Origin of the sequence: Rhodococcus sp. RD6.2 (assembly GCF_001040705.1) — a bacterium.
GTDB lineage: Bacteria > Actinomycetota > Actinomycetes > Mycobacteriales > Mycobacteriaceae > Rhodococcus_G.
Window position 1 is genome coordinate 634,889 of sequence record NZ_CVQP01000001.1, and the last position, 20,801, is coordinate 655,689.

The window sequence follows — 20,801 nt, forward strand, 5'->3', positions numbered from 1 at the left end:
AGTGCGCTGACGTGCCTGTGCGCCTTCGCGGTAGCTCCGACTACCGCGAAGGCGCACAGGCGACGTAGCCGCTTACGAAGGGAACGGTGGGTGCGAGCGATCCTGCGGATGGTGACCGTGTTGGTCTCCGGACTGGCCCTGGCGGGCTGCACGGCGAACCCTCCACCCCCGGTGGAGAGCACGGACAGTCCGAAACCCACCACCACCGTTCCCACCAAGAACACCGTCGTCGTCGGGATCGACGAGATCGGGCAGGGTTTCAACCCGCACCTGCTGTCGGACCAGTCGCCGGTCAATGCGGCCGTCACCTCGATGGTGCTGCCGAGTCCCTTCCGGCCGATCCAGAGTCCGACCGTGCCGGGCGGGACGGACTGGGTGCCGGACGAGTCGCTGGTCGTGACAGCGGACGTGACGTCGCAGGCGCCGTTCACGATCACCTATCAACTCCGCAACGAAGCCCAGTGGTCGGACAGCGCACCGATCGCTGCCGAGGACTTCCGCTACCTGTGGCGGCAGATGATCAGCCAGCCCGGCGTCGTCGACCCCGCCGGCTACGCGCTGATCGACGACATCGCCTCGTCGGCGGGCGGCAAGACCGTCACCGTCACCCTGACGTCGCCCTATCCGGCATGGCGCGAACTCTTCACGGACCTGTTGCCGTCGCATCTCGTCAAGGACACCCCGGGCGGTTTCGCCCGTGGGCTCGCGGAGAACATCCCGGTTTCCGGTGGGCACTTCCACATCAAGAGCGTCGACCGTGGGCGTGACGAGATCCTGCTCGAACGCAACGACCGCTTCTGGGGAACGCCTGCGACGCCCGATCAGATCCTGATGCGGCGCGGTGGATCGAACGCCCAGCTCACCGATTCCGTCCGGTCCGGTGACACCCAGGTCGTGCAGGTGCGCGGGGCCGGTTCCCTGCAGGCGCAGCTCGCCGCGGTCCCCGGGGTGCGGGCGGGCACGACACCGCAACCGCGAGTCCTGGACCTGACGTTCAACGGCCGCACCGATGCCGTCGCGGATCAGCGTGTGCGGCGTGCCCTCACCGGCCTGCTGAACACGGATCTGCTCGCATCGGTGGGGTCGCCGTCGGGCGCGAATGCGACGGTCGCCCGAGCTCAGGTGCTCGCACCGTCCGCACCCGGCTACGTTCCGACGGCTCCGCCCGCGCTCACCCGGGACGACGCGCTGCGTCTGCTCGCGGAATCCGGGTGGATTCTCGACGTCCCGCAGGCGCAGCCCGACGACTCCGCGGACGGTCGGGAGGACGAGGTGCGTCTGGTTCGCGACGGCGAACAGCTGGCGTTGACGATCGGTGCGACCACCGGTGACGACTCCGCGATCGCGGTTGCGAACACGGTTGCCGACCAGTTGCGCGGCGCGGGTGTCCTGGTCGACGTCACGACGATGCGTGCGGAGGAACTGTACGGGCAGGCACTGGTCGAGGGTCGTGTGGACGCGGTCGTCGGCTGGGCGCGTGCGGGCGCGGATCCCGCGACCGTGCTGGCGTCCCGATACGGGTGCCCCCTGCCCGCTGCACCCGAGGCGGAGCCGACGGGCGAGCCGAGTGCAGCCGCAGGCACCGCGGCGACCGAAGCGCCGGAAGCTTCCGACGAGGATTCGGAAGACGCTCCGAATCTCGAAGCCCCGAGCAACATTTCGGGCCTGTGTGATCCCGCCTTGCAGCAGGGGATCGATGCCGCACTGCGTGGCGTCGGCGACGTCGGGCAGGTGATCTCCCAGGCCGAGCCGCGCCTGTGGGAACTTGCTGCGGTGCTGCCGATCCTGCAGGACACGACGGTGGTCGCGGCGGGGCCGGACGTGGACGGCGTGACGCTGTCCGGGGCGATCGAGGTCGGCATCTTCGGTGACGCTGCGAACTGGTCGAGGACTCAGGGATGACGACGCAACACATGACTGCCGTGGACGATTCGACGCCGGCCCGACGTGTGCTGCTGGTGCACGCGCACCCCGATGACGAGTCGCTGACGACCGGCGGCACCATCGCCCGGTACGCGGCGGAGGGCGCCGAGGTCACGGTGGTGACCTGCACTCTCGGCGAGGAGGGCGAGGTCATCGGGGAGAGCTGGGCCGGTCTCGTCGCCGATCAGGCCGACCAACTCGGGGGATACCGGATCCTGGAACTGACCGCGGCACTCGGCCGCCTCGGGGTGTCCTCGCCGCTGTTCCTCGGCGGCGCCGGTCGATGGCGTGACTCCGGGATGGCGGGCACCCCGGCCGCACGGAATCCGCGGGCGTTCGTGAACGCCGATGCCGACGAGGTGGTCGAGGCGCTGGTCCGGGTGATCCGGGAGCGTCGACCGCAGGTCGTCGTCTGCTACGACCCGCAGGGCGGGTACGGCCATCCCGACCACATCCGGGTGCACGACGTCGTGACGGCGGCTGTCGAGTCGGCCGCGTCGGATGCTGGAGCGGGGGCTCCGTGGGACGTGGCGAAGCTGTACTGGACCGTGACCGAGGAGACGTCTCTGGCTGCCGGTCTCGAGTGCATCACCGAGTTCCCGGCGAGCTGGCGTCTGCCCGAACCCGGTGAGTTGCCGTGCGTTCCGGACTCCGAGGTCACGACGACGGTCGACGTTCGTGAGCACCTGGCGGCGAAGGTGGCGGCCTTCGAGGCGCATGCGACGCAGGTGACGGTGTCGCCGAGCGGGACGGAGTACGCGCTGTCGAACGACATCGTGCAGCCGATCCTCGTCGACGAGCACTACGTTCTGGTGCGCGGGACGCTCGGTGACGTGGCCGCCGACGGACGCGAACGGGATCTGTTCTCCGGACTGTGAAACGGCCTTGCGCGGGCTACGCTGTGGTCGATTCACCTGTGTGACTTCCAAGTGTGTGTGAGCTTCACCCACGAAGGGACGAGTGCTGATGGCACTGCACAAGGTCGGTGACCGATCCGACATCACGGACGACATCTATTCGACGCCGCTGAGTGAAGCGGAGCTTCCGAAGTATCGAATGCCCGAGGGGTCGTCGGATCCGCGAATCGTCCGAGCGTTGATCCACGGCGAACTGGCCCTCGACGGAAACTCCTCGCAGAACCTCGCGACCTTCTGTTCCACGTGGTCGGAGGACGAGGTGCATCGTCTGATGGACGAGTGCATGGACAAGAACATGATCGACAAGGACGAGTACCCACAGACCGCGGAGATCGAGTCGCGTTGTGTGCACATGCTCGCCGACCTGTGGAACAGTCCGGACGGCCGCAACACGGTCGGGTGTTCGACGACGGGGTCCAGCGAGGCCGCGATGCTCGGCGGACTGGCACTGAAGTGGCGGTGGCGGGAACGCAGGCGCGCGGCAGGGCAGTCGACCGACCGCCCGAACCTGGTGTGCGGTCCGGTGCAGGTGTGCTGGGAGAAGTTCGCCCGCTACTTCGACGTCGAGCTGCGGCAGGTCCCGGTGGAGGAGGGTGCGACCGGAATGCAGCCGCACCAGCTGAGGGAGTACGTGGACGAGAACACCATCGGTGTCGTCGCGATCCTGGGCGTCACCTACACGTGCGACTACGAGCCGATCGCGGAGATCGCCGCCGAACTCGACGCGATCCAGGCGGATCACGGTTGGGACGTTCCTGTCCACGTGGATGCCGCGAGTGGTGGCTTCATTGCGCCGTTCGTTCAGCCGGAGCTGGTGTGGGACTTCAGGATCGAGCGTGTCGCGTCGATCAACTCGTCCGGTCACAAGTACGGGCTGGCGCCGCTCGGAGTGGGCTGGGCGATCTGGCGGAGCGCGGACCTGCTCCCAGAGGACCTGGTGTTCCGGGTCAGCTACCTCGGCGGTGACATGCCGACCTTCGCGTTGAACTTCTCCCGGCCGGGCGGGGAGATCGTCGCGCAGTACTACCTGCTGCTGCGTCTCGGGCGGGAGGGCTACCGCCGGATCCAGCAGGCGTGCGCGGACACGGCCAAGCACCTTGCCGACGAGATCCGGGAGATGGGCCCGTTCACCATCCTCTACGACGGCACCGGCGGACTGCCTGCGGTGTCGTACACGCTCACCGATCCGGAGAACGCGGGATTCTCGCTGTACGACCTGAGCGACCGCCTGCGGATGCGTGGCTGGCAGGTGCCGTCCTATCCGTTGCCCGCGAACCGGGAGAACACGGTGATCCAGCGGGTTCTGGTGCGGCACGGCATTTCTCGTGACGTGATCGAGTTGCTCGCCCGCGACATCGAGGAGACGGTCGCGACGCTGAGTGGCGGCGGGGCCCCCACGGCCAGCGAGCGCACGAGTTTCCATCACTGAGTCGATTTCTCGCCGGGCAGGTGACGGGCAGCGCCATTCCCTCTAGTCTGTGATCTGGATCATAGTTGCGGGGGATGGCTCGGAGGTGCCGGCGTGAACTGGAGCGTGCAGAACCAGATCGTGGAGTTCGTGGACTCACTGCGGCCCAATTCGCAGATGCATCACGATCAGTACATGAACGCGCTGCACGGATTCGTCCACATGCAGTCGAACCTCCTGACGATGCTCGGGTACCCGCCCGTGGGGTGAGTGCCCGGCGCCTACGATCGACGGCATGACCACCGCACCCGCCGCCGACCACGGGACCGTCGACCGCTTGATCCTGGCGTTGCTGGTGTTCGACGGGTTCCTGACGGCGCTGCTGGCCGTGCTGTTCCTGCCGACGCACATCGGGGCGGTGGCGGTGCCGGTGAGCGCTCTGGTCGCGGGTGTCGTGAATGTGCTGCTCGTCCGCGGGGCGAGGTCCGTCACCGGCAGCGTCGGGCAGGCGACGTGGCCGCTCGTCGCCTGGTTCGTGGGGTTTCTCGTGTGCATGGTCGGTGGTCCCGGCGGGGACCGACTGCTCCCTGCGGACTGGCGCACGCTACTGCTGCTCGCCGTCGGGCTGCTTCCGCCGATCGCGATGCTGTTCAAATGGGGAGCCGACGCCGCGGTGGAGCGTGGGCAGGCGACGCGGCGCTGAGGTCGGTGTCCCTAACGAACGGTCTTGAACTGCGGCGCGCCCTCGAGATAGTCGACCAGGCCTCGCGGAGCGTAGCCGTCATTCCTGTCGTATCGGGCCTCCGCGGTCGACGAGAGGTACTCGGTTCCAGGTAGGCCCTCGCCGAACCGCCGGCTGTACCCCGGGAAGATCTTGAAGAGCCCTTTGCGGGACTCGTTCAGTTTGCCGAACGTGTTGGGGTTGACGGCGGTGTACGCACGGAGGGCCGGATCGCCCACTGGTGGAGCGCCCTCGCGCGACGAGGCGTCCACAAAGGCATCGGGTCGGAATTTCACGCCGCATGCGCGGGCGCGGTCGACCATCCACAACAGTGAAATGTCGCTGAGGCCGTGCACTTCGTAGCCGCCGCCGACGTCCTTGTGGACCCCGGCGAACCAGACCTGTTCGACCTCCTGGTTCTCGGGAGGTGGATCCTTCGGCCCGGGTGCCGCATCCGTGTTCGGGGTCCACAGCGTCGGACGGAAGGGTCTGCGCTTCTCGTCGATCGCCAGGGCGTGGTAGGCCGAGCGGACCGTCGGGCTCAGGGTGGTGTCGTGAAACGCCCAGCGGCGGTTGATCATCCTGGTCAGATTCCACAGGTGAAGCGGAATTCCGAGCGATCCCACCGTATCGAAAACGCCGATGAACTCGATGTGGGCTTCGTGGGAGAAGGAGCGCCGGAAGAGGATGGCCTCGGTTCCCTTCCTCATGGTGGTCTTGCTCTTGTTGCGGTACAGCGCGTACGCCTCGTCGAGGCGGTGGGTGTGTTCTCGGCGCAGGACGCCGCAGTTGCCGACGAAGCCGGCGGTACTTCTCGCGGTGAAGGCGCCGCGACTGAAGCCGAAGAAGTAGATCTCGTCGCCCGGCTCGTAGTTCTCGACGAGGAACCGATAGGCGTTCCGGACGTCGCGAGAGAGACCCACACCGAATGCGCCTCCGCGAACTCTCTCCCTCTTGTCCGTTCCGACGCCGCGGTGGTAATACGTGCGCTGCTCTTTCCCCGTGCCGTCCTGTGCGGCGACGGCCAGAGCAATCTTCGAAACGTTGGTCGGGTTCTCGTCGTCCGCGCTGTTCCATGTGCCGTCACAGCACACGATGAGTCGTTTCGACATGGCAATCCCTCATTGGAGGTAAGGGCCCCTGACTACCGCAATTGTCGCGCCGAACATCGTGGGCGACAACTCGAGCGCGGTGCCACCTTGTTAAGGGTGCGAACGAATTCGGCTATCGGACAGGTAAATGCGCGGCGCGCGCCGCATCCCGGAGAACGCTCTCGATCATGGGAGGGGTGAGCCTGCCGGTGAAGGTGTTCTGCTGGCTGACGTGATAGCAGCCGAACAAATGCAGCGGGCTGCCCTTGCCCGCGAGTTCGACATGGGCGCCGTGCGCGAATCTCGGTCGTGGACGCGGGATCGTCCACCCGGCGTCGGCGAATACGGGAAGTAATGCCTGCCAACCGAATCCACCGAGCACGACCACCGACCGCAACGTCGGGGAGAGCAGGCGCAACTCGTCGTCGAGCCAGCGGCGGCAGGTGTCGCGCTCGGTGGGGGTCGGCTTGTTGTCCGGAGGTGCGCAGTGCACGGGCGAGGTGATCCTGGTGCCGAGCAGGGCGAGTCCGTCGTCGATGGACACCGCGGTCGGCTGATTCGCCAGGCCCACGGCGTGCAGCGCCGCGTAGAGCACGTCACCGCTGCGGTCTCCGGTGAACATGCGCCCAGTTCGGTTGGCGCCGTGGGCGGCGGGTGCCAACCCCACGATCAGGAGTGAGGCGTCGGAGGGTCCGAACCCGGGTACCGGACGGCCCCAATAGGTTTCGTCACGAAAGGAGGCCCGCTTCTCGCGTGCAACCTTCTCTCGCCACGCCACGAGGCGGGGGCAGCGTCTGCACTCGATGAGATCAGCGTCCATCGAGGTGAGAGTGGAGTGACGTTCCATCGATTCGACGCTACCCCCGCACCGGGTTTCAGCAGGGTGCCGTCCCGGGCAACGTCGGATCGAGGGCCTGGCGGACGAGGAAACGGGGGACCTCATGGTCGAGGAGGCCGACGGAGTTGCCCGCTCCCGGCGGGAAGTACCTGCCGTGCGAGATGGCCAGATCCGGGTCGTCGCACACGTCCTGCACTGTCATCTGACGGACAGACTGCTCGGTGCCCGGCGCCGGAGTGAAGAAGGAGTTCTCGTACGGAAAGATCCGATCATCGTTGGTCGACGCGATGACGGTGTACTCGATTCCGGGCAATGTTCCCGGGCCGGCGTTGAGTTCGGTCAGGAACGACGATCCCACGGTCTGCTGTTGAGCGGCGATCGAGTGCCCCCCCTTCTTGGCCCCTTCCTCGGTCTTACCCCAGAACGTCGTGCCGTTGGTGCTGGGCGCGAGCAGGACCAGGCTGTGAACCTTGTTGTTCTCGGGGTTCGCCGGGTCTGCTCCGCCCTCGGCGAGGAGGTACCGCCGAGTGAGCGGCCCAGCCTGTGAGTGCCCGACGATATCGACCTGGGGTGTGCCGGTCAGGTCCCGCACCGAGTCGATGAACGTCGACAGTTCCTTCGCGGACTCCGCGATCGAGCCGTTTCCCCACCCACTGGGGCCCGCGAACCCGGCGATCCGAATCACCGTGTCGTATCCGTAGTTCAACGCGTACAGGCAGTACCCGTCGTCGCGAAGCGCCGTGACCATCGGCCCAGGCAGGCTGGGATCGAAGACGTTCCCCCACGTCTTCTGCATTCTCAGCCCTGTGCCGTGAACGAGTACGACCGGCCGAGGGTGTTCCGGCGACGGCGTGCATTCCTCGTTCACACCCGGGAGTTCACCCTGGACGAACTCCTGACTCATCACCGACCCCGTGAGGTTCTTGAAGCTCTCGACGATCACCGGGTTCGAGGACTGCGCCGATGCCGTCGCCGCCCCCGGGACGATCGAGAACCCAAGCAGGAGTGCGGCGAGGGCCGTTAGGCCGGTCGCGGAAGTGCGGTTCCGTTGTGTCACTCGAGTCCCCCTGTGGATGGTCGTGCAAGCTGGAATAGGTGCAGCGGTCATATCTAGCAGCACGGACGAGATCGGCGAGGCAGAACAGGGTGACTAGTCCGTCACGACGCCGGTGAGATGCCGCGGATCGAGTCGGCGTCACACGGACCGGGTCCAGGCGTCACCGGCGCCCGGGGTGACTGCTTCCACCAGTGCCCACGCCTCGTCGGCCGGCAGGTCGATCACGTCGTAGTGGCCCGTCCCTGCCGGGGTGGCCGCGATGACAGTCGCGACCCCGGCGCGGCGCTGGAAGAACGTCTGCCGCACCGTCCACGCCACGATGCCGTCGGCGTCGACCGTGTGCCTGCCGCGGTCGAGTGATCCGTGCCGCGTCACCAACCGGCCCGGCGGGGTGGCGTGCCCGAGACCGCGATACCGGTCGTGGGCGAGCAGGCCCGCGGCGACGGCCAGGATCGCGACCGCGGTCCACACCGGCCAGCCGATGGGCGCACCGACCGCGCCCGCGACACCGGCCGCCGCGGCGAGGGCGGCGAACGGCAGGAGCGCGCGACTGTATCTGCGGCGCCGCGCGGCCGGTCCGTGCATCCTCAGTGGCGTGGAGTCGTCCGCGCGCAACACCAGGGACTCCATGCGCCGCACCTCGGCGTGCGGCGCCTGCGGCAGCAGCATCGAGGAGAACCTCTGATCCGCGGAGACCCCGGTCATCACGGCGTCGAGTCGCGCCGCACCCGCCATTCGCAGCAGCAGCGGCTCACGGAGGCTGGTGCCACGCAGGCGTGCCCGGTCCAGTGTCGTCTGCCGGGTGCGGAGCAGTCCGTGACTCACGTGCAGGACTCGTCCGTCGTCGGTCACCGTCAGGTTGCCGAAGGTCAGCAGGTAGCGGACGCAGGCGAGCGCGCTCGCAATCGCGACGAGTGCGACCACGCCGATCGTCACCGCCGCCGCGACACCCCAGCCGCGCAGCACGTCCAGGCCCTCGGAGATCGTGTCGGAGTCGGCGACGCGTTGGCCCAACCCGTACTGGAACACCAGGCCGACGGCGGCGGCGACGGTGAGGACGCCCGTCGTCGAGAGCGGGGCGTACCGAACCCAGGACGGTGACCAGTGTGCGATCTCGACGGCAGGCGGTGCCGGCGCGGGTTCGGATGCCCCGGGGGAGTCCGTGCTCCCGTGTGCGAACAGCAGCGCCTCGCGCAGCGCGGGGACGAGCCGGGCGTCGAGGGCGTTGAGTTCGAACCTGGCCGACTCGCCCGGCTTCTCGGCCCGCTGCCCCGTCCCGATCCGGACAACCGAGAGACCGAGGACGCGGTGCAGCAGTCCGGCCTCGACATCGACCGAGCGGATCCGGTTCCGCGGAACGGACAGGACCTTGCGTTGGAACACCCCGGTCCGCAACTGCACGTGGACGGGTCCGATGCGGTAACTCGTCGTCAACCACCGTGCAATCGCGTACGCGACCAGCCCGGTCAGCACGAGCAGACCCCAGTAGTGGTTGCCGCTCTGGGTGCCGACGACCAGTGAGATCAGCAGCACCGGGAGGAGTTTGACCGCTTCGTCGACGGGATGAACGAGCAACATCCGCTTGTCGAGGCGCAGCCACGGCTGCTCCTGTTCGGCGGCGAGGGCGTCCGGACCCGACTGTTCCGGCGGGGCGGTGCCGGGGGCCGGTGACCGCGGCACGGTCATGTCGCGTCCCCGCGATTGTGTCCGGCGATCTCGGTGAGTCGGGTGACGGTGGCGTCGGCGATCTCGGTGTCGAGCGCCGCGATCCGCACCGCACCCGCGGACGAGGCGGTGGTGACGGTGACCGTGGCGAGTCCGAGCAGGCGGTCGACCGGGCCGCGTTCGGTGTCGACGGTCTGGACGCGGCTGATCGGCGCGATGCGACGTTCCTGGGTGAACCACCCGGAGCGCGTGTAGACGGCGGTGTCGCTGACCTCCCAGCGGTGCACCCGGTAGCGCCAGCCGGGCACGACCAGCACGTGCGCCAGCGCCAGCGCCGCCGACGCCGCGAACACCGTCACGTGCGGCCACGACGTCCACGCGCCGTCGACGACAGCCCAGACGGCCTGCGCGGCGAAAACCGGGATCCACATCAGGGCAGCGTTCACCGCCCACAGCAGCGGAGCCCGCGAGCTCGGCTTCCACCGCGGGTCGGCCATCGTGACGGGGGAGGAGAAGGCCGGGGTGCTCATCACCCCTCCACACTGCCGCACCGGACGCCAACGGCGCTCGTGGGCGCTTTGCGTGTCACCGGACCCGTGAACCGCGCACGAGCGCCGAAGGCGCCTAACCTGGACAGGAGCGGAAGGAGCGTGCCGTGGATCGACTCGAGAACGAGGTACCGGACGTCGACCGCGCCGAGCAGGCGGACCCGGTGGTGCCGGACGACGAGCAGGACGATGCGGCGCAGGTCGAGACGGTCGGCACCAGGGAGGTCGACGAGGCCGACGCGGTGGAGCAGTCCCGTGCGGTTCCCGACGACGAGGACTACCCCCGCAGCTGACCTGCCCTGGCGTAGATCTCCGGCAATGGCGCATGATCGACTGCGTGACTGCTGACGACGCCACTTCCTCGATGCTGCCCGACCCGACGATGCCGGGCGCGGCACCGTCGACGGTGCGTGAATTGCCGGCACCGCCGGCGTCCGCGATGCGACGTGCGCTGCGACGTGCCCGGGACGGGGCGACGCTCAACGTCGACGAGGCGACGGTGCTGCTGCACGCCAAGGGCGGCGACCTCGACGATCTGTGTACCTCGGCGGCGCGTGTCCGGGACGCCGGCCTGGAGGCGGCGGGCAGGCCGAAGACCGTCAGCTACTCCCGCAAGGTGTTCATCCCGCTTACCCGGCTGTGCCGCGACAAGTGCCACTACTGCACGTTCGTCACCGTGCCCGGCAAGCTGCGCGCCGAGGGACACGGGATGTACCTGGACCCGGACGAGGTGCTCGACATCGCCAGGAGGGGCGCCGAACTGGGCTGCAAGGAGGCGCTCTTCACGCTCGGTGACCGTCCGGAGGCACGGTGGCCAGAGGCACAGGAGTGGCTCGAATCGAGGGGGTACGACTCGACCCTGGACTACGTGCGGGCCATGTCGATCCGGGTGCTCGAGGAGACCGGTCTGCTGCCGCACCTGAATCCGGGCGTGATGAGCTGGGAGGAGATCTCGCGGCTCAAGCCCGTCGCGCCGTCGATGGGCATGATGCTCGAGACGACGTCGACGCGGCTGTTCACCGAGAAGGGGCAATGTCACCACGGCAGCCCCGACAAGGATCCGGCGGTTCGCCTGCGGACGTTGACGGACGCCGGTCGGCTGTCGGTGCCATTCACCACCGGACTGCTGGTGGGGATCGGCGAGACGATGGTCGATCGCGCAGAGACGATCATGGCGATCCGCAAGTCGCACAAGGCGTTCGGTCACGTTCAGGAAGTGATCGTGCAGAACTTCCTGGCCAAGGACGACACCGCGATGCGGGAGACGCCCGACGCGGGGATCGAGGAGTTCCGGGCCGCGATCGCCGTCACCCGGCTGGTGCTCGGACCGGCGATGCGGATCCAATCGCCGCCGAACCTGGTGTCGGCGGACGAGTGCCTGGCGTTGATCGCGTCCGGTGTCGACGACTGGGGCGGGGTGTCGCCGCTGACGCCCGACCACGTCAACCCGGAACGCCCATGGCCGAACCTCGACACGCTCGCCGCGATCACCGCCGAGGCCGGATACACGCTCGTCGAGCGCACGGCCGCCCAGCCGCAGTACGTGCTGGCAGGCTCGCCGTGGATCGACCCGCGCATCGCCGGGCACGTCCAGGCACTCGCCGACCCGGCCACCGGCATGGCCCGCGTCGACGTGATTCCGGCAGGCCTGCCGTGGCAGGAACCGGACGAGATGTGGTCGTCGAGCGGCCGCATCGACCTGAACACCGCCATCGACACCGACGGCCGCAACACCGAGACCCGGAGCGACCTGGGCAGCGCGTTCGGCGACTGGGACACGGTCCGCGAGCAGGTGCTCTCGCTCAGCGCCCCGCAGAAGGTCGATTCGGACGTGCTGACCGCGCTCCGCAACGCGGAGCGCGACCCGGCGGGCTGCTCCGACGACGACTACCGCGCACTCGCGACCGCCGACGGTGCCGGCCTCGAAGCCCTCGTCGCGCTGGCCGACGGCCTGCGTCGCGAGGTGGTCGGCGACGACGTCACCTACGTGGTGAACCGGAACATCAACTTCACCAACATCTGCTACACCGGCTGCCGATTCTGTGCGTTCGCGCAGCGCAAGGGGGACGCGGACGCGTTCACCCTGTCGGCATCCGAGGTCGCGGACCGGGCGTGGGAGGCGCACGTCGCCGGGGCGACCGAGGTCTGCATGCAGGGTGGTATCGACCCGGAACTGCCGGTCACCGGGTACGCCGACCTGGTGCGCGCGGTCAAGGAACGGGTTCCGTCGATGCACGTGCACGCGTTCAGCCCGATGGAGATCGTCAACGGCGCCTCGCGCGGCGGGCAGTCGGTGCGGGACTGGCTGACGGAACTGCGGGCAGCGGGCCTCGACACCATCCCCGGAACGGCAGCGGAGATCCTCGACGACGAGGTCCGCTGGGTCCTCACCAAGGGCAAGCTGCCGACGAGCACCTGGGTCGACGTGGTCACGACGGCGCACGAGGTGGGTCTGCGGTCGAGTTCGACGATGATGTACGGCCACGTCGACCAACCGCACCACTGGGTGGGCCACCTGAACGTGCTCCGCGGAATCCAGGACCGCACCGGCGGTTTCACCGAGTTCGTGCTGCTGCCGTTCGTGCACCAGTCGTCGCCGCTGTACCTGGCGGGGGCGTCGCGTCCGGGGCCGACAATGCGGGACAACCGGGCCGCGCACGCGCTGGCGCGGGTGATGCTGCACGGCCGTATCCACAATATTCAGACGAGTTGGGTCAAACTGGGGATCGAGGGCACCCAGGCGATGCTGCAGGGCGGTGCCAACGATCTCGGAGGCACGCTCATGGAGGAGACCATATCCCGCATGGCCGGCTCGCAGCACGGGTCGGAGAAGACCGTCGCCGAACTGCGCTCCATCGCGGAGGGCATCGGCAGGCCCGCCCGGGAACGCACGACCAGTTACGCCGAGCGGGTGGTCGTGTCATGAGCGGCGGGGACCCGATCGGCGACGAGCGGGTCGTCGCGGTTCTCGACCGCGCGGCGTGGGGCGTGAATCCGATTCTCGATCTGGCGTCCGTCGACCCGTTCGGGATCAAGGCGCGCACCTTCCTGCCCCCGGTCGAGGGCGGGTCGGCGCTCGACCGCGTCCTCGACGGGGTGGCGTGGCTGCTGGACCTCGCCGAAGTGCCGGGCACCGCGGCGTGGGAGCGGGCCGGGGACGAGCGTCGGGCGAGTTGGTGGCTGACACGCCTCGGGACCCTGAACACGATGGTCGTGGCGTTCCCGGGTGTCCTCGGACCGGTTGCGAAGCGTCTGCCGCTGCAGGACCTGCTCGGGTTCGCGAACCAGACACTGGTTCTCGTGGCGGTCGCCCGTGAACTGGGCGTCACCGACCGGACCGCGCAGGTGGAGTTGCTGGCGTCGGTGCTCTGCGGTCGGGAGATCGATGCACGCACCCTGCTCGCCGACACCGCTGAACGCGTCGACGACCAGCCCGCCGGCTGGCGACCGTTCGCCGCGATCGGCGGTCTGTGGTCGACCGCGCGGACGGTGCGGGCCATCCCCGACGAACTGCACCGCAGGCCCCAGCCGATACGGGTGTTTCGGGTACTCGGTCACGTGCCGCTGGTGGGTGCGATCGCCGGATATCTCGGCGAGCGGGGCGCCCTGTTCGATGCCGCGGTGCAGGGGAAACGGTGGATCGACGGGCACACCGTGCGGACCGCTGTCGCGGGGCAGGGTGTGCACGGAATCACCACTGTCTGAGGGCACCCTTACCTGACCGTCGTCCGGGGGAGGGGTGATACTTGTTACCCGGGTACCACGCCTCGTGGTGTCCTGCAAAGAAGGTCCGTGTCAGAAAGGCAGCGGCAGTGCCCTACACGATTGCTGAACCGTGCGTGGATGTGCTCGACAAGGCATGCATCGAAGAATGCCCCGTCGACTGTATTTACGAGGGCGGCCGGATGCTTTACATCCACCCCGACGAGTGCGTGGACTGCGGCGCCTGTGAGCCCGTCTGCCCCGTCGAAGCCATCTTCTACGAAGACGACGTCCCGGATCAGTGGAACGACTACGTTTCCGCAAACGTCGACTTCTTCGTCGAGCTCGGATCACCGGGCGGTGCCGCCAAGCTCGGGAAGGTCGACTACGACCCGCCGTTCATCAAGGCGCTCCCGCCCATGGGCGAGCACTGAGCGTCGAGGTTCCCGACCGTGCCCCGTAACGCCGTCTCTCGCGGCCTGCCCGACTTCCCGTGGGACTCGCTCGCCGGCGCGAAGGCCACGGCGCAGTCGCATCCCGACGGCATCGTCAACCTGTCCGTCGGTACCCCGGTCGACCCCGTCGCGCCCCTGATCCGGGACGCGTTGGCGTCGGTGTCCCAGGTGCCCGGGTACCCGACCACTCACGGTGAACCCGCGCTGCGGGAGGCCGCGGTGGCGGCGCTCGCCCGGCGGTACGGCATCACCGGTGTCGATCCGGTGGCGGTGCTGCCCGCGATCGGGACGAAGGAGATGATCGCCTGGATGCCGACCCTCCTCGGGCTCGGCAAGGGTGATCTGGTGGTGATCCCCGAGGTCGCGTACCCGACCTACGAGGTGGGCGCGCTGCTGGCAGGCTGCCGCGTGCTGCGGGCGGACGGTTTGACGCGTCTCGGTCCCGAGCGGCCCGAGCTGATCTTCATCAACTCGCCGTCCAACCCGACCGGCAAGGTGCTCGGTATCGATCACCTCCGCAAGGTCGTCGAGTTCGCGCGCAGCCGGAACGCGATCGTCGTGTCCGACGAGTGCTACCTGGGGTTGACCTGGGAGGCCGAGGCGTACTCGATCCTGGATCCGCGCGTCTGCGACGGCGACCACACCAATCTGCTTGCGGTGCACTCGCTGTCGAAGACGTCGAACCTGGCCAGCTACCGGGCCGGCTTCGTCACCGGCGACCCGGCACTCGTTGCCGAGTTGCTCGAGGTGCGAAAGCACGCGGGCATGATCATGCCGCTCACCGTGCAGGCCGCGATGACGGCGGCACTGAACGACGACGAGCACGAGAACGAGCAGCGTGAGCGGTACCGCAAGCGTCGTGAGGTTCTGCTGGGTGCCGTCCGCGGCGCCGGATTCACCGTCGACAACTCCGAGGCCGGCCTCTACCTGTGGCTGACCCGCGAGGAGGCGTGCCGTGACACCGTCGACTGGTTCGCGGAGCGTGGCATCCTCGTCGCCCCCGGCGACTTCTACGGTCCCGGCAGCCGCCGCCACGTGCGGATGGCGCTGACCGAGACCGACGAGCGCATCGCCGCGGCCGCGTCCCGCCTGTAGGCAGCTTCGGCTCCCGCAAGCGGGAGGTGCCCCAGCTCGTGTGCGTTTCGGGGGTCTGTGGACCTCCACAACACGCACGAGCGCCGACGGCGCCTTACGCTGGACTTCAGTTCCTCGGTACCGGGGTTCCGCCCCGGTCCCACCTCGGGACAGGAGGCAGCATGGACGCCGTCACGCAGGTTCCCGCGCCGGCCAACGAGCCGGTGCACTCGTACGCTCCGGGCAGTCGCGAGCGCATCATCCTCGCCGGCGAGCTCGCCGAGATCGCCGGGGCTCCGATCGACCTCCCACACGTCATCGGTGGCGTGCACCGGATGGGTGCGGGGGAGCGGATCGACGTCGTGCAGCCGCACCGCCGGACCGCGGTCCTGGGCACGATCACGGACGCCACCCACGAGGACGCCGACGACGCCGTGACCGCGGCCGTCGCAGCGGCGCCGGGATGGCGGTCGCTGCCGTTCGACGAGCGCGCCGCGGTGATCCTGCGCGCCGCCGACCTGCTGTCCGGCCCCTGGCGCGAAACCCTCGCGGCGGCAACGATGCTCGGACAGTCGAAGTCCGTGCAGCAGGCAGAGATCGACGCGCCGTGCGAACTGGTCGACTTCTGGCGGTTCAACGTGCACTTCGCGCGGCAGATTCTCGCCGAGCAGCCGGTGTCGAGTCCGGGGGTGTGGAACCGGATGGAGTACCGGCCGCTGGAAGGTTTCGTCTACGCGGTGACGCCGTTCAACTTCACCGCGATCGCCGGAAACCTGCCGACCGCGCCCGCGTTGATGGGGAACACCGTGGTGTGGAAACCGTCTCCCACCCAGACGCTTTCGGCGTACTGGACGATGAGGATTCTCGAGGAGGCCGGGCTGCCGCCTGGGGTGATCAATCTCGTCACCGGGACGGGTCCCGCGGTGTCGGACGTCGTCCTCTCCGACCCTCGCCTCGCAGGCATCCACTTCACGGGCTCGACCCGCACCTTCCAGCACCTGTGGCAGGAGGTGGGGTCGAACATCGGCCGATACCACGGTTATCCCCGACTTGTAGGCGAGACCGGAGGCAAGGACTTCGTCGTCGCGCACTCCTCGGCGAACCCGGACACGTTGCGTACCGCACTGATTCGCGGCGCGTTCGAGTACCAGGGGCAGAAGTGCTCGGCGGCGTCTCGCGCCTACGTGCCGCGGTCGGTGTGGGAGGAGATGGGGGAGGACTTCCTCGCCGAGACGGACGAGCTCGCCTATGGGGACGTCACCGACCTGGCGAACTTCGGCGGGGCACTGATCGATCAGCGGGCCTACGACAAAAACGTCGCGGCCATCGAGCGGGCGCGCGGAGCCGCCGGCGTCAAGGTCGCGGTCGGTGGCACCTACGATGACGCCGTCGGCTGGTTCGTGCGACCGACGGTTCTGCTCGCCGACGACCCCGGCGACGAGGCGTTCGCGACCGAGTACTTCGGGCCGATCCTGTCGGTGCATGTGTACGACGACGCCGCCCCGACCGCGTTCGAAGACGTGCTCACCGTGGTCGACAGGACCGCGCCGTACGCCCTGACCGGGGCGGTGATCGCCGACGACCGGGTTGCGGTGGAGAAGGCCACGGCGGCACTGCGATTCACTGCGGGAAACTTCTATGTGAACGACAAGCCGACCGGTGCCGTGGTGGGGCAGCAGCCGTTCGGTGGGGCGCGGGCGTCCGGTACCAACGACAAGGCGGGCTCGCCGCTGAACCTGCTGCGCTGGACGTCGGCTCGCACGATCAAGGAGACGTTCGTGCCGCCCACCGACCACCGCTACCCGCACATGGGACCGGAGGTGTAGCGATGGCGAACCTGCTGCGGCCCGCGATCCTGGCCGCAGCGCGCTCGTCTCGGATCAAGTCGGCGATCACCCATGCCCCCGGAACCCGCTCGCTGGTCACCCGATTCGTCGCGGGGGAGGCCCGCGACGATGTGCTGGTCGCGACGCGTGCCCTGCTCGACTCCGGACGCGCCGTCAGCATCGACCACCTCGGCGAGGACACCACCGACGCCGAGCAGGCGCGCGCGATCGTCGCCGAATACCGCAGTCTGCTGGGTGATCTCGCCGAGCTGGACGAGGCGCCGGGATCGCACAGGCTGGAAGTGTCGGTGAAACTTTCGGCGCTCGGGCAGGCGCTGCCCGTCGACGGCGACAAGATCGCGCTCGACCACGCGCGGGAGCTGTGCGAGGCCGCGCTGGCCGCGGGTGTGTGGGTCAGCGTCGATGCGGAGGACCACACCACCACCGACGGGGCGCTGTCGATCGTCTCCGCGCTCCGCGCCGACTATCCGTGGGTGGGGGCGGTGCTACAGGCGTACCTGCGCCGCACGGAGAGCGACTGCCGTGATCTCGCGGGACCGGGGTCACGAGTCCGGCTGTGCAAGGGCGCCTATCGGGAGCCGGCGTCGGTGGCGTTCCAGTCGGCGGCGGAGGTGGACGACTCGTACCGTCGGTGCCTGGCGATTCTCATGGACGGCGACGGTTACCCGATGGTCGCATCCCACGACCCGGCGATGATCGACGCCGCGACGGCCGAGGCCCGGCGCACCGGGCGCGGCCCGGATCGCTACGAGCACCAGATGTTGTACGGGATCCGGGACGTCGAGCAGCAGCGTCTCGCCGACAGTGGCGCCCGCATGCGGGTGTACGTGCCGTACGGCGCGCAGTGGTACGGCTACTTCATGCGCCGCCTCGCGGAACGTCCCGCGAACCTCACGTTCTTCCTACGGTCGCTGACGACGCGGACGTGACGGGCGCCGGACCTGATGTGAGACGCTGGCAGGCGTGCTGCTGAGCTCCCTGAACCCCCTCGCCGTCGCCCAGGGCGACGACCTCCCCGACGCCGTGCGCATCGACGGGCACACCCTCTCGCGCAGTGACATCGTCGGTGGCGCCGGCGCGCTGGCGCGTCGCATCGCCGGTGCTCGGTGCGTCGCCGTGCTCGCCGAACCCACTCCCGCGACCGTCGTCGCGATCGTGGGCTGCCTCTTCGCCGGGGTCACCGTGGTTCCGGTGCCGCCGGACTCCGGACCGGCGGAGCTCGCGCACATCCTGACCGACTCGGGCGCGCAGGCGTGGTTGGGGAAGGCGCCCGAGGGGAGCGACCTTCCCGTCGTGCCGGTGCGGGTGAACGCCCGAGACTGGCACGGACACCCCGAGCCACATCCGTCGTCGACGGCGTTCGTCCTGTACACCTCCGGTACGACCGGCGCCCCCAAGGGTGTGCTGCTGTCACGTCGCGCCATCGCGGCCGGGCTGGACGCGCTCGCGCGGGCCTGGCACTGGACCGGCAAGGACACTCTGGTCCATGGGCTTCCCCTGTTCCACGTGCACGGTCTGATCCTCGGGCTGCTCGGACCGCTGCGCGTCGGCAGCAGGCTCGTGCACACCGGCAAGCCGACGCCCGCCGCCTATGCGGAGGCGGGGGGCAGCCTGTACTTCGGTGTTCCGACGGTGTGGTCGCGGATCGCGGAGGACGAGGCATCCGCTCGGGCACTGTCCGGAGCCCGGTTGCTGGTGTCGGGCAGTGCGCCGCTACCGGTTCCGGTGTTCGAGAAGCTCACCGCGCTCACCGGACTCGCGCCCGTCGAGCGGTACGGCATGAGCGAAACGATGATCACCCTCAGTACCCGCGCGGACGGGGAACGCAGGCCCGGATGGGTCGGGCTGCCGGTCGAAGGAGTCGAGACGCGGCTCGTCGCCGAGGACGGGACGCTCGTTCCGCATGACGGCGAATCCATCGGAGGGCTGCAGGTACGCGGTCCGATGCTGTTCGACGGCTACCTGAACCGTCCCGACGCGACCGCCGAATCGTGGACGGAGGACGGCTGGTTCGTCACCGGCGACGTCGCCGCGATCGACGACGGCGGCTTCCATCGCATCGTCGGCCGCGCGTCGACCGACCTCATCAAGTCCGGCGGCTACCGGATCGGCGCGGGCGAGGTGGAAACCAGTCTGCTCGGACATCCCGGCGTCAAGGAGGTTGCCGTCGTCGGACTGCCCGACGACGACCTCGGGCAGCGGATCGTCGCGTTCGTCGTCGGGCCGGACACCGACCCCGACGAGCTGATCGCGCACGTCGCGTCCGAACTGTCCGTGCACAAGCGCCCGCGGGAGGTGCGGTTCGTGGAGTCGCTGCCCCGTAACGCGATGGGGAAGGTCCAGAAGAAGCTGCTGGGGTAGTGGGGATGTGAAGCGTTGGGGCGGCGAGTATCTCGACGTACCACGGCCGAGAACCAGACGGTGGGAATGAGGACTCGTCGCGTAGCCCACGGGAGAGGACGGCAGGCGGGTTCTACCATGTGGAGAACCTGTCCCCCGAATGCAGGAGTCCCGTCGTGACCTCCCGGGATCTACAGAGCGTCGACCTGAATTTGATGGTCGCGTTCGACGCCCTGATGTCGGAGCGCAGTGTGACGCGTGCCGCCGAGCGGATGCAGGTGGGCCAGCCCGCGATGAGCGCATCCCTTGCGCGTCTGCGCAAGCTGTTCGACGATCCCCTGCTCGTCCGGGAGGGACGCACCCTGGTGCCGACTCCGGTGGCCGAATCGCTCATCGGCCCGATCCAACAGTCGCTCGCGCTGATGGAGAACGCCCTGGGGCAGCGTCGCGCGTTCGATCCGACCCGCGAGCATCGGACCTTCACGATCGTCGCCAGCGACTACGTCCTGTTGGTGTTCCTGCGGCCGCTCCTTGCCCATCTGCGACGCGAAGCGCCCGCCGTCAGCATCCACGTCCGCCCTGTGACCGAGGACTACGCGGAGTTCCTGCAGCGGGGCCGTTTCGACCTGCTGATCGCGCCACGGGAACTCCAGCCGTCGGGTGTTCCACTGAACAGTGAAGACCTGTTCGGTGATCGATTGGTCTGTGCGGTCGATTCGGAGAACACCGAGGTCGGGGACGCACTCACCGCCGAGGAGTTCCTCACTCTGCCTTACCTGGGGTACGAGGGCCACGCGGTGCAGACGGTCGCGCGACTCCAGATGCGGGCGATGGGCATGGACCGCCCCGTCGACGTCTCGACTCAGAGCTTCTCCGCGGCGTCGCTGTTCCTCCGCGACACCCCGTTCTTCACCGTGATCTCGGAGCGGCTCGCGTACTGCCTCGCCCCGCAGGCTCGCATCCGGCTCGTCGAGCCACCGATGACATTCGCCCCGTTGACCGAAACGATGTTCTGGTCGGCCCGCCATGACGACAACCCTTCGCACCGCTGGCTGCGACAGCGCATGCGCGACGCCGCCGAGGCCCTCAACTATCAACAGCAGTGATACCGGCTATCGATATGAATCGATAACACCTGCGTGATGCAGCGCACTAGCTTCGAGGTTGATCGGCGTTCGCGCATCTGACCAGCGCGGACGGAAGCCTTCGGCGGCG

Annotated in this window: 19 protein-coding genes; 14 read left to right on the forward strand and 5 right to left on the reverse strand. The window is 68.6% G+C overall.

Features of this window, described 5'->3' with window-relative positions; translation table 11 throughout:
* Nucleotides 1-108: 108 nt before the first annotated feature.
* The 5 genes from RHCRD62_RS02825 (at nt 109) to RHCRD62_RS02840 (ending at nt 4,951) form a co-directional block, all read left to right on the forward strand.
* Entirely contained in the window at nt 109-1,902 is a 1,794-nt protein-coding gene (locus tag RHCRD62_RS02825) for an ABC transporter family substrate-binding protein (protein ID WP_050063441.1), read from the forward strand.
* Nucleotides 1,899-2,801: an N-acetyl-1-D-myo-inositol-2-amino-2-deoxy-alpha-D-glucopyranoside deacetylase gene (mshB, locus tag RHCRD62_RS02830; protein ID WP_253277166.1), complete on the forward strand. Its 903-nt coding sequence runs from the start codon at nt 1,899-1,901 to the stop codon at nt 2,799-2,801. Before RHCRD62_RS02825 ends, mshB begins: the two co-directional genes overlap by 4 nt.
* 88 nt (nt 2,802-2,889) lie before the next feature.
* Nucleotides 2,890-4,269, forward strand: a complete 1,380-nt coding sequence (locus RHCRD62_RS02835) for a glutamate decarboxylase (protein ID WP_050063442.1) — start codon at nt 2,890-2,892, stop codon at nt 4,267-4,269.
* Nucleotides 4,270-4,362: 93 nt separating this feature from the next.
* Nucleotides 4,363-4,518 (forward strand): hypothetical protein, encoded by a 156-nt coding sequence (locus tag RHCRD62_RS26025; RefSeq protein WP_171018704.1) that lies wholly within the window; start codon nt 4,363-4,365, stop codon nt 4,516-4,518.
* A 25-nt stretch (nt 4,519-4,543) separates the two neighbouring features.
* Entirely contained in the window at nt 4,544-4,951 is a 408-nt protein-coding gene (locus RHCRD62_RS02840; RefSeq protein WP_050063115.1) for a hypothetical protein, read from the forward strand.
* 11 nt (nt 4,952-4,962) lie between these two features.
* On the opposite strand, the gene RHCRD62_RS02845 is transcribed toward RHCRD62_RS02840, so the two are convergent.
* From RHCRD62_RS02845 to RHCRD62_RS02865, 5 genes are all read right to left on the reverse strand, one after another.
* Nucleotides 4,963-6,081, reverse strand: a complete 1,119-nt coding sequence (locus tag RHCRD62_RS02845) for a DUF2235 domain-containing protein (protein WP_050063116.1) — start codon at nt 6,079-6,081, stop codon at nt 4,963-4,965.
* A gap of 112 nt (nt 6,082-6,193) precedes the next feature.
* Entirely contained in the window at nt 6,194-6,907 is a 714-nt protein-coding gene (locus RHCRD62_RS02850) for a uracil-DNA glycosylase (RefSeq protein ID WP_050063117.1), read from the reverse strand.
* A 28-nt stretch (nt 6,908-6,935) separates the two neighbouring features.
* Nucleotides 6,936-7,955, reverse strand: a complete 1,020-nt coding sequence (locus tag RHCRD62_RS02855) for an esterase/lipase family protein (RefSeq protein WP_050063118.1) — start codon at nt 7,953-7,955, stop codon at nt 6,936-6,938.
* Between the two features lie 138 nt (nt 7,956-8,093).
* Nucleotides 8,094-9,641 carry a PH domain-containing protein gene (locus tag RHCRD62_RS02860; RefSeq protein ID WP_050063119.1) on the reverse strand — a complete coding sequence of 516 codons (1,548 nt, stop codon included), beginning with the start codon at nt 9,639-9,641 and terminating at the stop codon, nt 8,094-8,096.
* Nucleotides 9,638-10,150, reverse strand: a complete 513-nt coding sequence (locus RHCRD62_RS02865; protein ID WP_050063120.1) for a PH domain-containing protein — start codon at nt 10,148-10,150, stop codon at nt 9,638-9,640. The genes RHCRD62_RS02860 and RHCRD62_RS02865 overlap by 4 nt, the downstream gene beginning before the upstream one ends.
* Before the next feature lie 125 nt (nt 10,151-10,275).
* Between RHCRD62_RS02865 and RHCRD62_RS02870 the strand changes: the two genes are divergently transcribed.
* From RHCRD62_RS02870 to RHCRD62_RS02910, 9 genes are all read left to right on the forward strand, one after another.
* A complete protein-coding gene (locus RHCRD62_RS02870; protein WP_050063121.1) occupies nt 10,276-10,461 on the forward strand; it encodes a hypothetical protein in 186 nt (61 codons plus the stop codon).
* Between the two features lie 32 nt (nt 10,462-10,493).
* Nucleotides 10,494-13,094, forward strand: a complete 2,601-nt coding sequence (locus tag RHCRD62_RS02875; RefSeq protein ID WP_050063122.1) for a bifunctional FO biosynthesis protein CofGH — start codon at nt 10,494-10,496, stop codon at nt 13,092-13,094.
* Nucleotides 13,091-13,873, forward strand: a complete 783-nt coding sequence (locus RHCRD62_RS02880; RefSeq protein ID WP_050063123.1) for a hypothetical protein — start codon at nt 13,091-13,093, stop codon at nt 13,871-13,873. The genes RHCRD62_RS02875 and RHCRD62_RS02880 overlap by 4 nt, the downstream gene beginning before the upstream one ends.
* Nucleotides 13,874-13,980: 107 nt before the next feature.
* Nucleotides 13,981-14,304, forward strand: a complete 324-nt coding sequence (gene fdxA, locus RHCRD62_RS02885; protein WP_050063124.1) for a ferredoxin — start codon at nt 13,981-13,983, stop codon at nt 14,302-14,304.
* A gap of 18 nt (nt 14,305-14,322) precedes the next feature.
* Entirely contained in the window at nt 14,323-15,420 is a 1,098-nt protein-coding gene (gene dapC / locus RHCRD62_RS02890; protein WP_050063125.1) for a succinyldiaminopimelate transaminase, read from the forward strand.
* Nucleotides 15,421-15,581: 161 nt separating this feature from the next.
* Nucleotides 15,582-17,225, forward strand: coding sequence for an L-glutamate gamma-semialdehyde dehydrogenase (gene pruA, locus RHCRD62_RS02895; RefSeq protein WP_050063126.1), 1,644 nt, complete (start codon nt 15,582-15,584; stop codon nt 17,223-17,225).
* A gap of 2 nt (nt 17,226-17,227) precedes the next feature.
* A complete protein-coding gene (locus RHCRD62_RS02900) occupies nt 17,228-18,175 on the forward strand; it encodes a proline dehydrogenase family protein (RefSeq protein WP_050063127.1) in 948 nt (315 codons plus the stop codon).
* Nucleotides 18,176-18,209: 34 nt separating this feature from the next.
* A complete protein-coding gene (locus tag RHCRD62_RS02905; protein WP_050063128.1) occupies nt 18,210-19,607 on the forward strand; it encodes an acyl-CoA synthetase in 1,398 nt (465 codons plus the stop codon).
* Nucleotides 19,608-19,762: 155 nt separating this feature from the next.
* Nucleotides 19,763-20,692 carry a LysR family transcriptional regulator gene (locus RHCRD62_RS02910; protein WP_157050782.1) on the forward strand — a complete coding sequence of 310 codons (930 nt, stop codon included), beginning with the start codon at nt 19,763-19,765 and terminating at the stop codon, nt 20,690-20,692.
* Nucleotides 20,693-20,801: the final 109 nt, after the last annotated feature.

Coding starts and splice junctions, on each gene's coding strand:
- RHCRD62_RS02825 (WP_050063441.1), top strand. CDS start 109: ATGGTGACCGTGTTGGTCTCCGGACTGGCCCTGGCGGGCTGCACGGCG.
- mshB (WP_253277166.1), top strand. CDS start 1,899: ATGACGACGCAACACATGACTGCCGTGGACGATTCGACGCCGGCCCGA.
- RHCRD62_RS02835 (WP_050063442.1), top strand. CDS start 2,890: ATGGCACTGCACAAGGTCGGTGACCGATCCGACATCACGGACGACATC.
- RHCRD62_RS02840 (WP_050063115.1), top strand. CDS start 4,544: ATGACCACCGCACCCGCCGCCGACCACGGGACCGTCGACCGCTTGATC.
- RHCRD62_RS02845 (WP_050063116.1), bottom strand. CDS start 6,081: ATGTCGAAACGACTCATCGTGTGCTGTGACGGCACATGGAACAGCGCG.
- RHCRD62_RS02850 (WP_050063117.1), bottom strand. CDS start 6,907: ATGGAACGTCACTCCACTCTCACCTCGATGGACGCTGATCTCATCGAG.
- RHCRD62_RS02860 (WP_050063119.1), bottom strand. CDS start 9,641: ATGACCGTGCCGCGGTCACCGGCCCCCGGCACCGCCCCGCCGGAACAG.
- RHCRD62_RS02865 (WP_050063120.1), bottom strand. CDS start 10,150: ATGAGCACCCCGGCCTTCTCCTCCCCCGTCACGATGGCCGACCCGCGG.
- RHCRD62_RS02875 (WP_050063122.1), top strand. CDS start 10,494: ATGATCGACTGCGTGACTGCTGACGACGCCACTTCCTCGATGCTGCCC.
- RHCRD62_RS02880 (WP_050063123.1), top strand. CDS start 13,091: ATGAGCGGCGGGGACCCGATCGGCGACGAGCGGGTCGTCGCGGTTCTC.
- pruA (WP_050063126.1), top strand. CDS start 15,582: ATGGACGCCGTCACGCAGGTTCCCGCGCCGGCCAACGAGCCGGTGCAC.
- RHCRD62_RS02900 (WP_050063127.1), top strand. CDS start 17,228: ATGGCGAACCTGCTGCGGCCCGCGATCCTGGCCGCAGCGCGCTCGTCT.